Below are 17,262 nucleotides of genomic sequence, written 5' to 3' on the forward strand. Positions count from 1 at the left end.
CACATGGATTGTAGCTATGGCACGCCAGATGGGTTATGAGCCTCCAAATACAGATGTTTTAGGGACTAAAGAATAGTGAGAAATAAACAAACTGATTTGGAATCAGTTTGTTTATTTAAGTAGATTGTATTAAATAACAGTTTGTACCTGCGAAAGTTGATTTTTTTCAATAATTCCAAATGATTCTTCACTTTCCCCCACTGTACTTAAGAAAATTCTCCACCTCTAACTGTTACTTCCACTTCGTAATTTACTTCTACGTTAAATAAATTGAAAAAATTTACTCTTTAAGAATTCCTAATTTATCCATTACTAATTCATTCCTGTCCTCTACTACTAAATCTTCTTTATGTTTAAATGTGAGTGAAAATACATGTTTATTTCCTCATGATGACCATAATTATCCAAAATTTATATATTCCTTATAATTCTTTAGAAATTCTTTACCTTTTCTTTCCTCCTAGTTAAAGATTAATTTTTACACTAGTAATATCGATATACAAGGAGGATAGCTTATGCAACATTTTAAGAATTTGGTGCTTCTTATATTGTCTTTTCTTATTACTGCAATTCTTGTTTTTTATTTTTATTTCTATGTAAACGGACCTTCAATTAAAGCGAAATCAGCTATTTTAATAGATGCAACATCAGAAGAGATTGTATATAAAAAAAATGAAGATACCCCTTTCTCCTCAGCAAGTTTATCAAAAATGATGACAGAGTATATTGTGTTAGAACAAATACAAAAAGGAAAAATCAAGTGGGATGATCGTGTGAAAATAAGTAATTCTTCCATTCAAATGGAAGGAAATAATATCGATATAACTTTTGAAGATCAAATAACGATTCGAGATTTGTTTCATGCAATGGTTCTTGCATCTGATAATAGTGCGGCCGTATTTTTAGCAGAACATATTTCAAAAAGCGAACAAGACTTTACGAATTTAATGAATGAAAAAGCGACACAATTAGGATTATCTAATAAAACGTATTTTGCAAATGCAACCGGCGTAATAAATAAACAAAAAGAATCTAAAATAACAGCCTTAGATGCCTCGAAACTAGCCCAGCATTTAATAACGGATTATCCTATGATATTAGAAATCACCCAATTAACTTCTTATCAATTCACCTTCAAAGATATACATGTTTTCAATACAAATAAAATGTTGTATTCACTTGATAGTAAAATAAAATTCAAAGGAGTCGATGGTTTACAAACTAGCTTTTCAAATCCTGCTGGATATAGTTTTGCTAGTACAGCAAAACAAGGAAACAAGAGGTTTATTTCGATTGTAATGGAGGCAAATGGAGAAAATAGTGCTTTTATCGAAACAAAAAAACTATTTACTTATGGTTCCGAGCCTACTCACCTTCCATCTCTTCAATCTGTTAAGGATTATTTGATATCGTGGATATCTCTGCTTCAGTTTAAAAATCTATTTTTACAAACAATAATAATTTTTGTTATTATTGCCATTTCACTATTCGTACATATACGAAAAAAAGATTCAGAGGATTTTTAACTAAAAAGCCTCTTTCACATAAAAAAACCGGCTTGTATTTTCTAAAAAAGTCGGTTTTCCTTATTTCCCTTTTTTCTTTTCATAGTATAATTCATCTGCATACTTCTTATTTGTTCCCTTTAAATATGCCAAAATAATTTGAGGTCTCTTTACTAAAGTCCAATCACCATGCTCATCAAATTTTCTACAAGATGTTGTCATATAAGCTTTTTTAATGGTAGTAAAGCTTTTTCCATGGATCTTACCGTATTTTTTTAAACGCATTGCAAATTCCGCATCTTCAGCCATTAATAAATCCTCATTAAAACCACCAATAGCTTCAAAATCCTTTCTATAACACCAAAACATTCCGACAGAAACGAATCCATATTTGAAAATGAGAGGAATAATTAACAATAATCCTGAAACAATAATTCCTAATGAAATACGTTCAAATTTCCCTTTTACTCCCCCTCCTATATATTTTCCAGTTTCTAAATGCTTATCTATTTCTCTTAACATATTCTCACTCATCCAGCTATCAGCATCAATTGTAACAATGATTTCTCCTCGAGCTATTTTCGCCCCAGCATTTCTAATTTTAGATAGGTTCTTATTCTCATCTTGTAAAGTTATACAATGATAAGATTGTGCAATTTCTTCTGTGCAATCACTACAACGATTTAATACAACAATTACCTCGACTTGATTTTTATAAAATTTGGATGCAACCACAATGGAATCAAGACATCTACCAATATATTTTTCTTCATTGTGTGCAGGTATGATAATGGAAAACTTAACATCTTGTTCACCATCTGTTCCGACAAAACAACCATTTCTATCCATATCATATCTCTCCTATGTAAACTTTATTTATCAATTCATTTTCTTACTATATTTACAACCGACTTATTACGCCGTTGTTTATTCAAGTTGTACTATGAACAAAGCCTTACTATTTTTGAAATGATTGAAGTCTATAAAACAAAAAGTTTTTTCTTAATGTATGTACTTTTTCAAAAAAACACCAAGGTATAGGACTCACATCTAATATCTTGGTGTTTTCGCTTTATATCTTCATTTCATTTACATGAATTTTATTTAGTCAATTTTTATCACAACTTTTCCGATTAAAATGTCTCGATTTAAGCGTGACAATCCTACTCTCGATACTTTCATCTCTGTATTATCTTTCAGAATAATCAATTTCTCCTCATGCTGTTTTAACATCCTCAAAATTTCTGATTTACTATCTTTTTCAAAATCATTCGTCCACTTAAACATTTTCATTAACATTTTAAATGTGGGCTTATAGTTAGCCTTTTCCAGGTTAAGTAACTGCAAAATAAATCTTTTTATTATTCTGACTATCCTCTTCACTACACTTACATCTAAGAATATGATTAAATCTGCTTTTTGAAAGCTTTGCGATACCCATTTATGATGGGCACCTTCAATAATCCAAGCATTTGAATTTACAATATTGTAAAGTTGTTCATCTCTTTCCTTAGGTGTATTTCTTATATCTCCATTTTTAGTCCTTCTCCAAACAACATTATCTAGCTCATAATAAGGAATATTTAATTGATAAGATAATGCTCTTGCTAAGGTTGTTTTTCCACTTCCAACAGAACCAATGATATGAATTTTATTAGGTATAATACTTTTCAAAACAACCACCACTTTATAGATTTTTACAAAATAGAATTCCCAGCTTCTTTCATTAAACCTCTTCTAATTAAATTTGCTGACACAGGCTGAAGATTCAATTGTCTTGCCCAAATAGATAATTGACCAATATGATGGATCTCATGAGCAATCACATGACGTAGAACCTCGCCATATTTGAACGTCTCATCAGTCCATGAGGCTGTTAATATTTTATTCTCTAAATTACTTGACCATGTTTGTGTAAAGTCTTCCATTTTAGTTCGAAAGGAATCAGAAAGCTGCTTCACTTTTTCTAGCGTTCTATAATCTTCAAACTTCAGTTCGAAATCTGCTTTCCCTTGAAGCGCACGTATCCTGCTATACTCTACATCTACAATATGAAATAAAGTTTCTAAAATACTCCCTACTCCTCCAACACGTTTACAGAGTAAATCTTCTTCCGAAATCTGTTTACACCATTCAAACCATTGATCTCTTACTTGCCAATTGTATCGAAATAAAGTTTCCACTAAATATCGCTCCTTTTAATATGTATCCAGTTAATACCATTATATTACTTATACAGAAAATTCTTTTATTTTATAGTACTATTTTGTATAAAGAGCGCTATCCAAGAACATATCAATAGAGTATTCGTTTGAAAGATAAATAGCTATTTATACCTGAGCACTTAAAAGAAACTAAATTAGATTTTTATAATTTTTCCAATTAGTTTAATATCTTCTCCATCAGTTACATCATATCATTTTAAGATAAATTTTAGTTACATTCTATTAAACCATTCATATTCCAAAATACTCATTTCCCACAAATTCCAATATTCATCTCCTATTTTCCTCGCATCTCTTAATAACCCTTCTTTTACAAATCCCACTTTTTCATAGCATGTAATAGCAGCTGAATTAAAATCGAACACTCCGAGAGAGACTCTATGTAATTTTAATTGTACAAATGCAACATTGAGCACTGCTTCCATCATCTTTTTCCCAATAGATTTTCCCCTCATACTTGTATCACCAACCAAAACTTTCCCAATTCTTGCAGATTTATTTATTCGGTCAATTTTTCCAAGTGAAATATGCCCAATAACCTTTTTCGTTTCTTGATCTATCACTTTATAAACAAATACATTTGCATTTTCATAATTTGCATTCGCTATATACTTCTCTAATTGTTTGTTCTGTAATGGGTATGAAAATGCCGGACCGCCCCATTGTAATAAAAACTCTTCCGAATCAATCCAATCTATAAGTTGCTTAAAATTGTTTCTTTCAAAATACTCAAGTTTGATCATTTCCCCTGACTCCTTTTAAGATTTCAAGCTCGATAATTCTTCCCTAACTCTTCTCCTATTGAAAAATAATGTCTAAAATTATAAAATAACGGACTCCATTTTTGCGGATCAATATGGTTTTCCCCTTTTATTATCTCTTCATGCGCATGTACATGAACAACCTCGGTTTCAACAATTGCAAAGAAAGGATCATATTCTGGAATCCTAATTTGTTTTACGTTTGCTTCGATTTGTAGTGGGCATTCTTTAATACGTTGTGGCTTTACTGACTGTGAATCCAATGGTGTAAAACCAGCCATTGTAAATTTATCTTTTTGATATGTATACCCCATTTCTTGTTTATAAACTGGGACATGTTTTACTCCAGTATAGGGTGCGATTTTTTCTACTTGTTTCCACTGCAATGCAGAAGGGAAATTAATAACACATTCTCTACTCCTTTCAAGATTTCCAACCGATTTCCCTCCCAAACCAATGCCTAAAATCATATATTTTCCTAATGCCCATGAAGAAGACATTGGACTGATATTTGTTGTCCCATCTTCATTTAATGTTGATAATAAATAAATTGGCATTCCATAATATAAAATCTTTGGCTGTATCTCTTTGCCTAATAGTTTACTTATTTCCGAATTCATATTATCACTCCTAATTTTGATTCTTTATCTGTATTGTAAAACATAAAAACTTCCATTATCATCGAAATATGGATGTAAAAAAGGAGTGAAGAGGATGAATGAAAATATAGCGAAAATCGCTTCCTTAATTAGTGATACATCACGAGCAACTATCTTGGTTCACCTTATGGATGGGCGCGCCCATCCCGCTACTGAATTAGCACATGTTGCAAAAATCAAACCACAAACAGCCAGTTTTCATCTCAATAAATTATATGAGGCACAAATTGTTGAAGTAGAAAAGCATGGCAGACATCGTTATTACAAATTGGCAAATCATGAGCTAGCAGAATCACTAGAAAAGCTATTATACATTGCCCCTTGCGAACCAATTCGATCTTTTAAACAAGCAAAAGAAAATAAAGAAATTCAATATGCAAGAACATGCTATGATCATTTAGCAGAAAAATTAGGAGTTGAGATTACAAATGCTTTATTAAATAAACAAATATTAATAAAAAAGGATACTGAATTTACAGTAACAAAAGTCGGTGAAGCATTTTTTTCAGATTTCGGTGTGAACTTAGAACGATTACACAATAAAAGACGTGCATTCTCCAGATGTTGTTTAGATTGGACCGAGAGACAACACCATATTGCAGGTGCACTGGGAAATGCAATTCTGGTACGAATGTTAGAACAAAATTGGATTACTAAGTTCGAACAATCAAGAGCGATACACATAACTTCATTAGGACAGCAAAAAATTTATGAAACTTTTTCTATAAAACTTTAGTTTTATAGATGAACAATTCCCATATTTATAGACTTATACATGAATTATTCGGCAAAGGAACTACAAAATTAATCTTTATTTCAATTTGGCATAGATAATGTATGTGCTTTTCATTCATATTAAAGGAGATTCTCAATACAAAAAATCTATCCATCATAAAACAAGACATGAGCCCCTTTTATACGGGGCTCATGTCTTGTTTTATATTTGACTAGATTGTAATCCCTGAATATAAGAGACAACTTCCGGATTTACAAGTGAAGATAAATCTCCCAATTCTCTCCCTAAGTAAGCTGCTTTAATTACTCGTCTCATTACTTTAGAATTGCGTGTTTTCGGTAAGTCTTCTACAACATGAATATCCTTTGGACATAACGCTTTTCCAATGTGAGAGTTTACTAAATTTAATAACTCTATCTTTAATTCATGTGTAAATATAGTTCCTTCACGTAAAACAATGAAGCAGTGACAAACTTCGCCTTTTACTTCATCTGGTACACCAATTGCTGCTGCTTCTATTACATCATGATGCTTTACAAGAATTGATTCGTATTCCGCTGGTCCAATACGCTTCCCGGCAATATTTAATGTATCATCAGAACGTCCTGTAATGATATATTGCTCTCCGTCATAGATTACCCAATCACCGTGCACCCACTTATTTTCAAAACGTGACCAATACGTATTAACGTAGCGCTCGTCATCTCCCCAGAAGCTTTTTGTCATTCCGACCCATGGTTTTTCTAAACATAATTCTCCAACTTCATCACGAATTGGATTACCTTGTTCATCTAATACAACAGCTGCCATTCCAGGTAAAGATGCATTGAAACTAATCGGTGCAATTGGTTTAACTAAAACGTTTCCAAAGATCCCACCAGAAATTTCTGTTCCACCTGAATAATTACAAATTGGCACCTTCCCTTTACCAACTGTTTCAAAAAGCCACATCCAAGGGTCAGGATTCCAAGGTTCACCTGTTGATGCAAAAACTTCTAAACTTGCTAGGGAATGTTTCTTTACATACTCATCACCTTTTGCCATCAATGCTCGAATTAATGTTGGTGAAATCCCAAGATGCGTAATTTGATATCGATCAATCGTTTCCCATAATCGATCTGCTTCCGGATAATCTGGAACACCTTCATACATTACCATTGTTGCACCATTAATAAGTGAACCAAATAATAAGAACGGTCCCATCATCCAGCCCATATCAGTAACCCATAATACACGATCACCTTGCTTAATATTCATACCAAACCCTGCATCAAATGCAGATTTCAGAGGAAATCCGGCGTGCGTGTGTACTGTTCCTTTTGGCTTACCAGTCGTCCCAGATGTATAAATGAGCATAAGCGGGTCATCACTTTTCATTTCTTCAGCATGTGTAAGTGGTTTTTCTTTTTCTAAAACGCTCCATGAAAGATCATAATTATGAGGTGTAAAATCATTTCCAGCATGACGAACAATGACAACTTTCTCAACAGACGGGCATTGTTCACACGCTTTATCCACCTCATCTTTTAAAGAAACGATTTTACCACGGCGCGAGAATCCATCCGCTGTAATAATCATTTTGGATCCTGCTGCCTGTACGCGCGTCATGACTGCATCAGAAGCAAATCCTGAAAAAATCGGAGAAATAATCGCACCTATTTTCATTACTGCCAGCATGGCAACAACTGTTTCAGGAATCATTGGCATATAAATCGTTACGCGATCACCTTTCTCAATTCCGGAATTCTTTAGTCCATTTGCAACTCGGCTCACCCAGCTATCGAGCTCTTCATATGTAAATGATTTTGTTGTTCCGTTTTCCCCTTCGTACATGAGAGCAGGTTGTTGTTTTGTTTCTTCATCTGCAAGCCAACGAGATAAAGCAGATTCTACTACATTACACGTTCCCTCAGTGTACCACTGAGCGAATGGTGTACCGTTTTCTAAATCTAATACTTCTGTATACGGCTTCATCCATTGATAACCAACTGCACGTTCCGCTTCTCCCCAAAACCATCCAGTTTCTTCAATTGACTTGTTATAAAATGCTTCATAATCTTCATAGCCAAGCGATTTCATCCACCCATATAGACGTGTTTTATCTTTATATTCTTCTGTTGGAAACCAAACGGCTTGTTTCAATGTTTTCCCCTCCTCATTTTTCGAACAAGAAAGCCCTTAATAGGGCTTTTATACTGGATACACTGGATGTTTTCGATCTGTAAACACTTGATATTTACTCATGTACATTTCGAAACGCTTCTTTAGTTCTTCACGTAAATCATTCGGATGAACAATACCATCAATCACCATTTCTGATGCTAGGCGATAAATATCGATATCTTTTTTATACTCTTCACGTTTTTCTGCAATGAAGCTTGCACGCTCTTCTTCTGGTAATGCTGCGATTTTATTCGCATATACGGCATTAACAGCAGCTTCTGGTCCCATTACAGCAATGGAAGCCGTTGGTAACGCTAAACAACAATCTGGTTCGAAAGCTGGGCCTGCCATTGCATATAGACCAGCACCATATGCTTTACGAACAACGATTGAAATTTTCGGTACTGTGGCTTCACTCATAGCAGAAATCATTTTCGCACCGTGACGAATAATACCAGCTCTCTCAACTTTCGTTCCAATCATAAATCCAGGTACATCCGCAAGGAATAATAATGGAATATGATATGCGTCACATAAATTAATAAACTTCGCTGCTTTATCAGCAGAATCGTGGAATAATACACCGCCTTTCATACGCGGTTGATTTGCAACAATACCAATAGGCTTCCCATCAATTCGGCCTAATCCTGTAATAAGTTCTTGTGCAAATAATTTTTTCACTTCAAAGAAAGAACCTTCATCGATAATACGATTAATAAGATCTTTCATATTAAAAGGAGCATTTTGATTTTCTGGGATGATTTGTTCTAACGTTTTTTCGAACTGTTTTGGTTCTTGAGGCTTAGTCATAGGAGCATTTTCTTGATAGTTACTTGGAAAATATGAAATATATTGTCTTGCTTGAGCAATCGCATCTTCTTCTGTCTTACATAATACATCTCCGCATCCTGATACCGAGCAATGCATACGAGCGCCGCCCATTTCCTCTAGTGTTACTTTTTCACCAATAACCATTTCAGCCATACGCGGAGAACCTAAATACATAGAAGCATTTCCTTCAACCATCATGACAACGTCACAGAAAGCAGGAATATAAGCACCTCCAGCTGCAGAAGGACCAAACAATAAACAAATTTGTGGTACCTTACCTGATAGCTTCACCTGGTTATAAAAAATGCGTCCCGCACCGCGGCGCCCTGGGAACATTTCAACTTGGTCAGTAATACGAGCACCTGCAGAATCAACAAGATAAAAAAGTGGTACACGTAACTTTTCAGCTGTTTCTTGAATGCGTAAGATTTTTTCAACAGTTCGAGAACCCCAAGACCCTGCTTTAACTGTTGAATCATTTGCCATGACACATACAGTACGACCATGTATTTTACCAGTAGCAGTTACAACACCATCTGCCGGTAAGCCTGTTTGCTCACAATTAGCAAATAATGCATCTTCTACATATTCACCATTATCAAATAGAAGAGCTAAGCGATCTCGAACAAAGATTTTTCCTTTTGCTTTATTTTGTTCATGATATTTTGGTGCCCCACCTTGTTTAATTGTTTCAACACGTTCTTGAAATGCATTCGATTGTTGTTTTTGTTCTAGCACATTTACTCCCCCTTATACACTGGTTTACGTTTCTCCTGAAATGCTTGTAGTCCTTCTAATCGATCTTTCGTATGGATTACACCTTCATACGCCTGCTTTTCCATTTGTAATCCGGTATGCAAATCTACTTGTACCCCATTTGAGATTGCTTCTTTTGCTAATCGAATAGCAATTGGTCCATTACTCGCAATGCTTCTTGCAATTTCAATTGCTTTTTCTTCTAGTAAGTTAGCTGGTACCACAAACTCTACCATTCCATATTCCTTCGCCTCATGCGCTGAAATACGTCTTGCTGTATAAATTAATTCTTTTGCCCTGCCAACACCAATTAGTCTTGGGAGACGCTGCGTCCCACCAGCTCCTGGGATGATAGCTAGAGATGTTTCAGTGAGTCCAAGGCTTGCTGTTTCTGCCGCAATTCTAAAATCACACGCTAAACTTAACTCGGTACCACCACCAAGTGCAATTCCATTTATTGCAGCAATAACAGGTTGTGATAATTGCTCAACCATATCCATTGTAGAACGAATCATCCCAACTGCATGACGTACTTGCTCCTCATTCATATTGGCACGTTCTTTTAAATCAGCTCCGGCACAAAATGCTTTTTCACCATAGCCTGTTAAAATGACAACGCGAACATCGGCTTCTTCATTAATATGATTTAATGTAGATTGCAACTCTTCTAATAGTGCAAGAGATAATGAGTTTGCTTGCCGTTCGCGATTTAATGTTATTTTTACGATATGCGGTGTTACATAATCTACTGAAATGTTTTGTAATTGTAGCATTTTATCACCTACTTATTGTTTTATGTTGCAATGCTTTATACACATGACTTGGCAATTGAATATTTAGCTTGCTTTGAATAAATTGACTAGCCTTTAATAAATTTTCTTCATTTATATTTGTTTGTACGCCCATTTTGTGGAGCATATGTACTAAATCATCAGTCGCGACATTACCTGATGCCCCTGGTGCATACGGACAACCACCAAGCCCACCACAGGAACTATCAAATGTCGTAACACCGTATTCCAATGACTGAACGACGTTTGCAAGCGCCATCCCGTAGGTATTATGAAAATGCATCGCAAATTGAGAAGAATCATATTTTTTAAGTAAATGTTCCAATACTCGCTCTACTTGCAATGGATTTGCTACACCAATCGTGTCTCCCAACGAGACTTCATAAATACCATATGAGAAGAGTTGATTACATAACTCGTCTACAGCATCAATGCTCACATCTCCTTCATAAGGACAACCAAATACAGTAGAAACGTAACCTCTTACTCTTTTACCTGCAAACTCTGCTTGCTTTGTAATATCTTGGATGACAGATAATGCTTCTTTAATAGACTTATTAATATTGCTTTTATTATGTGATTCACTCGCTGATAAAAAAACATTCACCTCATCTACATTTTGCAAAAGAGCTCGTTCCAAACCATTTTGATTTGGAACAAGCGCAGCATATGTAATATCTGAATTCCGCTTTAACTCTGTAAATACATCACTCGCATCAGCTAAAGCAGGAACCCATTTCGGGTGAACAAAAGAGGAAACTTCAATATATGATAATCCAGCTTCTGAAAGTAATTGAATCCATTTCACTTTATCTTTTGTGCCAACAATTTTCTTTTCATTTTGCAAACCATCACGTGGTCCCACTTCTTTAATGACAGCAAAAGTAGGTAGCTTCAATACATTTCACCCCTTCTTCTCCCTATTCAATCTCTACCAATACATCTCCTTCATTAACAAAATCGCCCTCTTGCACATTTATTTTCATAACTGTCCCAGCTTCTTCTGAAACGATTGGAATTTCCATTTTCATAGATTCCAAAATGACGACATCCTGTTCTTCTTCTACTGTATCTCCTATTCCCACAACAATTTTCCAAACATTACCTGCCATCGATGCATATACTTTTGTCATCATTTTTTCCCCCTTTAATATTCATAAACCTTATTTTTTTACAAGTTGTTTTGTTACAAAACCTGTTGTATAAATACCACTTTGGAACACTTCATCTTCTAGCACTTGCAATAGCATGGATGTATTTGTCTTAATGCCTTCTACTTTCAAGTTTTGAAGTGCATCCTGTAATTTTTCAATTGCTTCTTCACGCGTTTCACCATGAGCAATCACTTTTGCAATCATCGGATCGTAAAACGGTGTGATTGTAACATTATTTTCTAAAAAGTGATCAATACGCACTGTTTCTGGTAACGTTAGGTCCGTAATCTTCCCAGGTGATGGGAAAAATGTTTTTGGATCTTCTGCATAAATACGTGCTTCAATGGCATGACCACTACGATTTATATCCTCCTGCGTAAAGGAAAGCTTTTCACCAGACGCAATGAGTAATTGTTGTTCAACAAGATCTAGACCAGTAATTTCTTCAGTAACAGGATGCTCCACTTGTAACCTTGTATTCATCTCTAAGAAATAGAAGTTTTTCTTATCATCCACAAGAAATTCAACCGTACCTGCATTTGTATAGCCAAGAGCTTTTGCTGCTTGTACAGCAACTTTCCCCATCGCTTTACGTGTTTCTTCATCTAAAAATGGAGACGGTGCTTCTTCAATTACTTTTTGATTCCGGCGTTGTACAGAGCATTCACGTTCCCATAAATAAACTGTATTGCCATGTGTATCAGCTAAAAGTTGAATTTCAATATGATGCGCATCTGCAATGTATCGCTCTAAGTACATCTCACCATTACCAAAAAAGTTTTGTGCACGCGTTTTATTGCTCTCGAATGCTTTGGTGAGCGTTTGCTCAGTTTCCATCAACTGCATTCCAATGCCCCCGCCGCCCGCGGATGCCTTCAGCATTAATGGATAACCAATTTGTTTTGCAATTCCAATCGCTTCTTCAGCAGTCTCAATATTCGTTGTGATTCCTGGTACAACTGGAACATTTGCTTCTTGCATTGCCAGACGTGACTCGATTTTACTTCCCATCTTAGCAATGATTTCTTCAGAAGGACCAATAAATACAATTCCTTCTTCTTTACAGCGAACCGCGAAGGAAGGATTTTCTGATAACAATCCATATCCTGGATGAATCGCTTCAGTATTTGTTTTCTTAGCAATTTCTATAATCTTTTCGAGATTTAAATAGCTCTCTTGGACACGTGGGCCACCAACCAAATAAGCCTCATTTGCTAGTTTTACATGAAGTGCATTTTCATCTGCCTCTGAATAAATAGCAACTGTAGGAATTCCAAGTTTTTGACATGTTTTTATAATTCGAACTGCAATTTCGCCACGATTAGCGATTAATATTTTTTGAAACATAGTGAATCCTCCTTTTATCTACACCCTAAATGTCTTGCGATTACGAGACGTTGAATTTCAGAAGTTCCTTCACCAATTTCTAAAAGCTTCGCATCACGAATATGACGCTCTACTTCATATTCACGCATATAACCATATCCACCATGAATTTGCACTGCTTGATTCGCAATACGACTTGCTGCTTCAGATGCAAATAACTTTGCCATAGCCGCTTCTTTACCGAAAGGTTTATCATGATCCTTTAACCAAGCCGCTTTATGTACTAAATTACGCGCCAATTCCACTTCAGTAGCCATATCAGCCAGTTTAAATTGAATCGCTTGGAAATTAGAAATCGTTTTTCCGAATTGCTGACGCTCTTTTGCATATTGAAGTGCACGCTCAAAAGCAGACTGTGCAATTCCTACAGCTAATGCTGCAATTGAAATACGCCCTCCATCAAGTGTATATAAGAATTGTTTAAATCCTTTATTTACATCACCAAGAATATTCTCTTTCGGTACACGAACACCATCAAGTACGATTTCACAAGTATTAGAGGCACGAACACCCATCTTATCGTATGGACTTGAAATCGTTAATCCCTTACTTGTTGTCGGCACAATAAATGCAGAAATACGTTTTTTTCCATTTTCTTCGACACCATTGATAGCGGTTACAATGATTGTATTTGCATACTCTGCATTCGTAATCCAACACTTCTCACCGCTAATCACATATTCATCACCATCTAAAAATGCTTTTGTTTGTGTGCCACCTGCATCGGATCCAGCATTCGGTTCAGTTAAACCAAAAGCACCTAATGTTTTTCCAGATGCCATTGGAACTAAATACTTCTGCTTTTGTTCTTCTGTACCAAAGTAATAAATTGGAGAAGCACCTAATGAAATTGTTGCAGCATAACTTAAACCTGTACCGCCACAAGCACGGCCAATTTCTTCAACAGCTAACGCATACGATAGAGTATCGCCGCCAGAACCTCCATACTCTTCCGTGAATGGAATTCCTAATAATCCCAGTTCGCCCATTTTTTGAAACGTTTCGTATGGAAATTCAGCTGTTTTATCATAATACACAGCTTTTGGTGCAACTTCCTTTTCAGCAAAGTCTCGTACCATTTCTTTAATCATTTGTTTTTCGCGAGTTAGAGTAAATTCCATTCCGCTACACACCCCTTATCGAATATTGAGTTTCGACAGCGTGCGAGTCTGTACTACAAACATTGCTTTTAAAAGACAAGAATAGTAGTTAGATAATTGTTATAATTCTGTCATAACTTAATTTTAAAACAGAATCTGTACTCATGCACAAAAAAATTCCTACATTGTTCTACAACAACATAGGAATAACAGTGTCGAATTATGTGGCTTTTTCTTTAATAATCTCTTCCTTTTCCGGAATCTGAAATTTCTACTAATGCTTCAGGGTACGGTTCAAAATATGTTTGTCGTAATAAATAGTGGTCTTCAAAACGTAAGACCCACGACTTTAAAACTACAAGTAAATTGCTAAGAGGTATTTTCTTATCTGCATATTTTTGAAGTAGCGTTAAAAAATACTCTTTTTCTTGCTTGTTTAGCTTATCTTTAAAGTATCCAAAAATATGCTGACATACGTTTATATTCGATGTATAGCGAGGTGTTCGCTTCAATAATTCATACAAGGTTTTTTCGTAATTTTCAAAGATATTTTCAATATTATCCTTTGCATGATTTGCAATAATACGGCCTAATTTTTTTTGTTTCACCTGATTATATGCCATAAATAAATATTTATGATCTGACTGAAATGATACTAATTCTTTCAGAGTTTTACTCTGTTTTATTGTTTTGAAATGGGCCATTGTAAACAACCTCGTAAAGAAATGTTCACGAATAATAAAATTCGACAATCTACCTTCTTCTTCTACTGCAATATGCGAAAATTTTTTTAGTACAGCTCCACCAAAAAATCCAACACCCTTCTCTTTTACTGGTGATTTTTCATATCCTGTATAAATTTTCACATCTCTAGTTCCGCAACTTGGGGAACGATTTTTTAAAATAAAACCATCAACATCCAGTAAAGTACTTAAAAATTGATCAGAAAACCGTTGCATCCTCTCTGTAACATCTTTTCTTGTCGAAGGCTGTACAAGCTTATGAATGCCACTATCTTCGATAATCCGAATTGTCTCACGTGGAATTCCTAATCCAATTTCCACTTCAGGGCATACCGGAATAAATGTAACAAACGGCTGTAGATTTCGAATAGTCACATCATGAATCAAATCTCCATTATAACGGCAAGCACCAAATTCTAGACATTTACTTACAACAACTGTTGGTTTAGCAAATTGTCGCATTTTATTACCTCCGCGGCGTTAATCCATATAATATAAATTGTACTACAATGAGTATTCTAAGCAAGGTTAGTTTGTATTGTCTCTTTTTATTATAACTATATATCAGTGACATATCAGTGATAATTTATATCTATTTCATATAAGTGTTAGCAAGTTCGTTTGCAAACTTGTTAGCACTTTTTTATATTTCTTCTATTATAAGCCTCTCCCCTCTTTACCTCTACGTTATATCAGATTAATTCTTGTTTCCCTGTTCAGAACTACGAGAAACACATATGACATGAACTGTATTTTCGAGGGGATTTTAACCATTTATTGTTATAATTAAATCCGCAATGTTTTTTCAGGATGGAGTTCTACCTTACAAGATGAATTGAAATATATTGTATCTGATTTTGAAAAAGCTGGATTTTCCAAAGAAACAATTAAAGAAACTTTAGAACAACAATATAAAATGCTTGATAAATTGAAAGTAAAAATGGAACAAAAATAAAATATAAAGTAACTGATGACTAAAAAGGGAGAGAATAAATGGATACTATAAATAATGGGCTATGGAAAGAAATCAGTAATATGTTTACTGATTCGAGCAAAAAAATAAAGTTGAATATCAATGAAACAACAAACGGGAAAAACACTTTGGAAGTATTGCAAATACCATCAAAATCCGCACTAGGTTCAATAGTATATAATACATCAGAAATAATAGTCGATGATTGGATTAGAATACTTGGTTCTGACAGTGAAAAGAATAGAGGGATACTTTCATATAATCTAGTTAACAAAGATGAAGTTGCTACAAAGATTGATAAAATGCTAATAGTTGCAGATGATATTGTCGGGGGCGTTTTCGCATTAAATGCGGGTAAGTTTTCTATTGGTGTAGGCCATATTTGGTATTTTGCTCCTGATACATTAGAGTGGGAGTCATTAGATATGAAATATTCAGAATTTATAACTTGGATTGCACAAGGGAATATGAATGAATTTTATAGTACCCTGAGATGGAATACATGGAAAGAGGACTCTGAAATTATGAAATTCGATGAGGCCATATTGATATATCCATTTTTATGGTCTAATGAATTACAGTTAGAAAAAGCAGATAAAAAGATTGTACCTGCTAAGGAACTATTAAATATCAATCAAGAATATAGCAAACAGTTTAACTTGAGTTAAGTTTAACTACATTTATAATTAGAATGATATCGCCCCTGTTGCTTTAAAATAAAGTTTGATCAAATTGATACTAATAACCTTGATAAACGTTCATAGAAAAGAGCGTGTTTTGAAAAAAAGATTGCTCAAAACACGCTCTTAATATTTTCAGTTGGTTCATTCTTTTATAAAAAAGTTTGATAATTTCCTATCTATGTTGCTCCACAATCGCGCCCGATTGTGGAAGAGATTAAAAAATTTGAATGGTCCATAGACAAAGCAAAGTTGCCTGACTGATCTAACTCAAAAACCAAAAGCACACCCGTAAAATGATGGGATTCTTTGGGATTCCTGCGCAAAAAACTCAATTTAAATATAAAGAGCTGCGTAATGATGGGAGAAGTTTCCATCTCCCAAAGATCCATCACCCCCTCCTAATCGATTTCAGTGGAAGGGAGTATAAAGCACGCCCGAGGAAAAGACCTCCAACGGCAAAAATAATCGACAGCCAGAGTCCGACCTGACTTATTGCTAAATACGAAGGAATCGTAATATTTAATGTAACTTTCAGAGCAACAAACACGATAAGTGTTACAACCACATAGAGGTTCCTCTTGCCCGTTCCGATTTTCCCTTGTTCTTTTTGAGCGATTGCCCATCCTTGGGCCATCCCTGCCAAAATGCCTAATACGACTCCCACTAATAACAACATCCATTCAGTCGTTCCAATGCTGTTCGTCGCAATGGACCACACGATCCCGACAATAAGTAGCATTGTTCCGATAAAAAATGTTTTATCTAACATTTTCACTACTCTTCAAACCCTTCTGAT

General features: G+C 34.9%; 18 protein-coding genes. 3 read left to right on the top strand and 15 right to left on the bottom strand.

Annotation, left to right across the window (positions count from 1 at the left end; translation table 11 throughout):
• The first annotated feature begins 515 nt into the window (after positions 1–515).
• Complete coding sequence (locus MHH71_RS03110; protein WP_033798879.1) at positions 516–1,526, top strand: D-alanyl-D-alanine carboxypeptidase family protein; 1,011 nt, start codon at positions 516–518, stop codon at positions 1,524–1,526.
• Positions 1,527–1,586: 60 nt separating this feature from the next.
• Here MHH71_RS03110 and MHH71_RS03115 read toward each other — a convergent pair whose 3' ends face one another.
• The 5 genes from MHH71_RS03115 to MHH71_RS03135 all read right to left on the bottom strand — a co-directional run bounded on the left by MHH71_RS03115 (position 1,587) and on the right by MHH71_RS03135 (position 5,111).
• Positions 1,587–2,354, bottom strand: coding sequence for a glycosyltransferase (locus MHH71_RS03115; protein WP_006094905.1), 768 nt, complete (start codon positions 2,352–2,354; stop codon positions 1,587–1,589).
• Between the two features lie 255 nt (positions 2,355–2,609).
• A complete protein-coding gene (locus tag MHH71_RS03120) occupies positions 2,610–3,179 on the bottom strand; it encodes a shikimate kinase (RefSeq protein WP_050774405.1) in 570 nt (189 codons plus the stop codon).
• Between the two features lie 23 nt (positions 3,180–3,202).
• Positions 3,203–3,688: a DinB family protein gene (locus MHH71_RS03125; RefSeq protein ID WP_006094903.1), complete on the bottom strand. Its 486-nt coding sequence runs from the start codon at positions 3,686–3,688 to the stop codon at positions 3,203–3,205.
• Positions 3,689–3,942: 254 nt separating this feature from the next.
• The gene (locus MHH71_RS03130; protein WP_003197805.1) at positions 3,943–4,473 is read right to left on the bottom strand and encodes a GNAT family N-acetyltransferase; all 531 of its coding nucleotides are present in this window, start codon (positions 4,471–4,473) and stop codon (positions 3,943–3,945) included.
• Between the two features lie 23 nt (positions 4,474–4,496).
• Complete coding sequence (locus tag MHH71_RS03135; RefSeq protein ID WP_033798878.1) at positions 4,497–5,111, bottom strand: flavin reductase family protein; 615 nt, start codon at positions 5,109–5,111, stop codon at positions 4,497–4,499.
• 94 nt (positions 5,112–5,205) lie between these two features.
• Between MHH71_RS03135 and MHH71_RS03140 the strand changes: the two genes are divergently transcribed.
• Positions 5,206–5,886, top strand: coding sequence for an ArsR/SmtB family transcription factor (locus tag MHH71_RS03140; RefSeq protein ID WP_006094901.1), 681 nt, complete (start codon positions 5,206–5,208; stop codon positions 5,884–5,886).
• A 201-nt stretch (positions 5,887–6,087) separates the two neighbouring features.
• On the opposite strand, the gene MHH71_RS03145 is transcribed toward MHH71_RS03140, so the two are convergent.
• From MHH71_RS03145 to MHH71_RS03180, 8 genes are all read right to left on the bottom strand, one after another.
• Positions 6,088–8,028, bottom strand: a complete 1,941-nt coding sequence (locus tag MHH71_RS03145; RefSeq protein ID WP_078211923.1) for an AMP-binding protein — start codon at positions 8,026–8,028, stop codon at positions 6,088–6,090.
• 48 nt (positions 8,029–8,076) lie between these two features.
• The gene (locus MHH71_RS03150; RefSeq protein ID WP_006094895.1) at positions 8,077–9,618 is read right to left on the bottom strand and encodes an acyl-CoA carboxylase subunit beta; all 1,542 of its coding nucleotides are present in this window, start codon (positions 9,616–9,618) and stop codon (positions 8,077–8,079) included.
• A 2-nt stretch (positions 9,619–9,620) separates the two neighbouring features.
• Positions 9,621–10,409: an enoyl-CoA hydratase gene (locus MHH71_RS03155; protein ID WP_006094896.1), complete on the bottom strand. Its 789-nt coding sequence runs from the start codon at positions 10,407–10,409 to the stop codon at positions 9,621–9,623.
• A 4-nt stretch (positions 10,410–10,413) separates the two neighbouring features.
• A complete protein-coding gene (locus MHH71_RS03160) occupies positions 10,414–11,325 on the bottom strand; it encodes a hydroxymethylglutaryl-CoA lyase (protein ID WP_006094897.1) in 912 nt (303 codons plus the stop codon).
• Between the two features lie 22 nt (positions 11,326–11,347).
• Positions 11,348–11,563: an acetyl-CoA carboxylase biotin carboxyl carrier protein subunit gene (locus MHH71_RS03165; RefSeq protein ID WP_003197789.1), complete on the bottom strand. Its 216-nt coding sequence runs from the start codon at positions 11,561–11,563 to the stop codon at positions 11,348–11,350.
• A gap of 27 nt (positions 11,564–11,590) precedes the next feature.
• Positions 11,591–12,928 (bottom strand): acetyl-CoA carboxylase biotin carboxylase subunit, encoded by a 1,338-nt coding sequence (locus MHH71_RS03170; RefSeq protein WP_006094898.1) that lies wholly within the window; start codon positions 12,926–12,928, stop codon positions 11,591–11,593.
• A 14-nt stretch (positions 12,929–12,942) separates the two neighbouring features.
• Positions 12,943–14,088, bottom strand: a complete 1,146-nt coding sequence (locus MHH71_RS03175; RefSeq protein ID WP_006094899.1) for an acyl-CoA dehydrogenase — start codon at positions 14,086–14,088, stop codon at positions 12,943–12,945.
• 215 nt (positions 14,089–14,303) lie between these two features.
• Positions 14,304–15,272 carry a YbgA family protein gene (locus MHH71_RS03180; RefSeq protein WP_006094900.1) on the bottom strand — a complete coding sequence of 323 codons (969 nt, stop codon included), beginning with the start codon at positions 15,270–15,272 and terminating at the stop codon, positions 14,304–14,306.
• A gap of 531 nt (positions 15,273–15,803) precedes the next feature.
• Between MHH71_RS03180 and MHH71_RS03185 the strand changes: the two genes are divergently transcribed.
• Positions 15,804–16,451, top strand: coding sequence for a DUF2625 family protein (locus MHH71_RS03185; protein WP_033799334.1), 648 nt, complete (start codon positions 15,804–15,806; stop codon positions 16,449–16,451).
• 191 nt (positions 16,452–16,642) lie between these two features.
• On the opposite strand, the gene MHH71_RS03190 is transcribed toward MHH71_RS03185, so the two are convergent.
• A complete protein-coding gene (locus MHH71_RS03190; protein WP_033798866.1) occupies positions 16,643–16,855 on the bottom strand; it encodes a hypothetical protein in 213 nt (70 codons plus the stop codon).
• On the bottom strand, positions 16,855–17,235 hold the full coding sequence (locus MHH71_RS03195) for a hypothetical protein (RefSeq protein ID WP_006094832.1): 381 nt from the start codon (positions 17,233–17,235) through the stop codon (positions 16,855–16,857). The genes MHH71_RS03190 and MHH71_RS03195 overlap by 1 nt, the downstream gene beginning before the upstream one ends.
• Between the last annotated feature and the right edge of the window lie 27 nt (positions 17,236–17,262).

The organism is Bacillus sp. FSL H8-0534 (assembly GCF_038005885.1).
GTDB lineage: Bacteria > Bacillota > Bacilli > Bacillales > Bacillaceae_G > Bacillus_A > Bacillus_A pseudomycoides.

What these genes read in the sequence shown, in the direction of transcription:
- MHH71_RS03110 (WP_033798879.1), top strand. Translation starts at nt 516, where the DNA reads ATGCAACATTTTAAGAATTTGGTGCTTCTTATATTGTCTTTTCTTATT.
- MHH71_RS03155 (WP_006094896.1), bottom strand. Translation starts at nt 10,409, where the DNA reads ATGCTACAATTACAAAACATTTCAGTAGATTATGTAACACCGCATATC.
- MHH71_RS03190 (WP_033798866.1), bottom strand. Translation starts at nt 16,855, where the DNA reads ATGGATCTTTGGGAGATGGAAACTTCTCCCATCATTACGCAGCTCTTT.
- MHH71_RS03170 (WP_006094898.1), bottom strand. Translation starts at nt 12,928, where the DNA reads ATGTTTCAAAAAATATTAATCGCTAATCGTGGCGAAATTGCAGTTCGA.
- MHH71_RS03175 (WP_006094899.1), bottom strand. Translation starts at nt 14,088, where the DNA reads ATGGAATTTACTCTAACTCGCGAAAAACAAATGATTAAAGAAATGGTA.
- MHH71_RS03165 (WP_003197789.1), bottom strand. Translation starts at nt 11,563, where the DNA reads ATGATGACAAAAGTATATGCATCGATGGCAGGTAATGTTTGGAAAATT.
- MHH71_RS03195 (WP_006094832.1), bottom strand. Translation starts at nt 17,235, where the DNA reads ATGTTAGATAAAACATTTTTTATCGGAACAATGCTACTTATTGTCGGG.
- MHH71_RS03140 (WP_006094901.1), top strand. Translation starts at nt 5,206, where the DNA reads ATGAATGAAAATATAGCGAAAATCGCTTCCTTAATTAGTGATACATCA.
- MHH71_RS03185 (WP_033799334.1), top strand. Translation starts at nt 15,804, where the DNA reads ATGGATACTATAAATAATGGGCTATGGAAAGAAATCAGTAATATGTTT.
- MHH71_RS03130 (WP_003197805.1), bottom strand. Translation starts at nt 4,473, where the DNA reads ATGATCAAACTTGAGTATTTTGAAAGAAACAATTTTAAGCAACTTATA.
- MHH71_RS03115 (WP_006094905.1), bottom strand. Translation starts at nt 2,354, where the DNA reads ATGGATAGAAATGGTTGTTTTGTCGGAACAGATGGTGAACAAGATGTT.
- MHH71_RS03180 (WP_006094900.1), bottom strand. Translation starts at nt 15,272, where the DNA reads ATGCGACAATTTGCTAAACCAACAGTTGTTGTAAGTAAATGTCTAGAA.
- MHH71_RS03135 (WP_033798878.1), bottom strand. Translation starts at nt 5,111, where the DNA reads ATGAATTCGGAAATAAGTAAACTATTAGGCAAAGAGATACAGCCAAAG.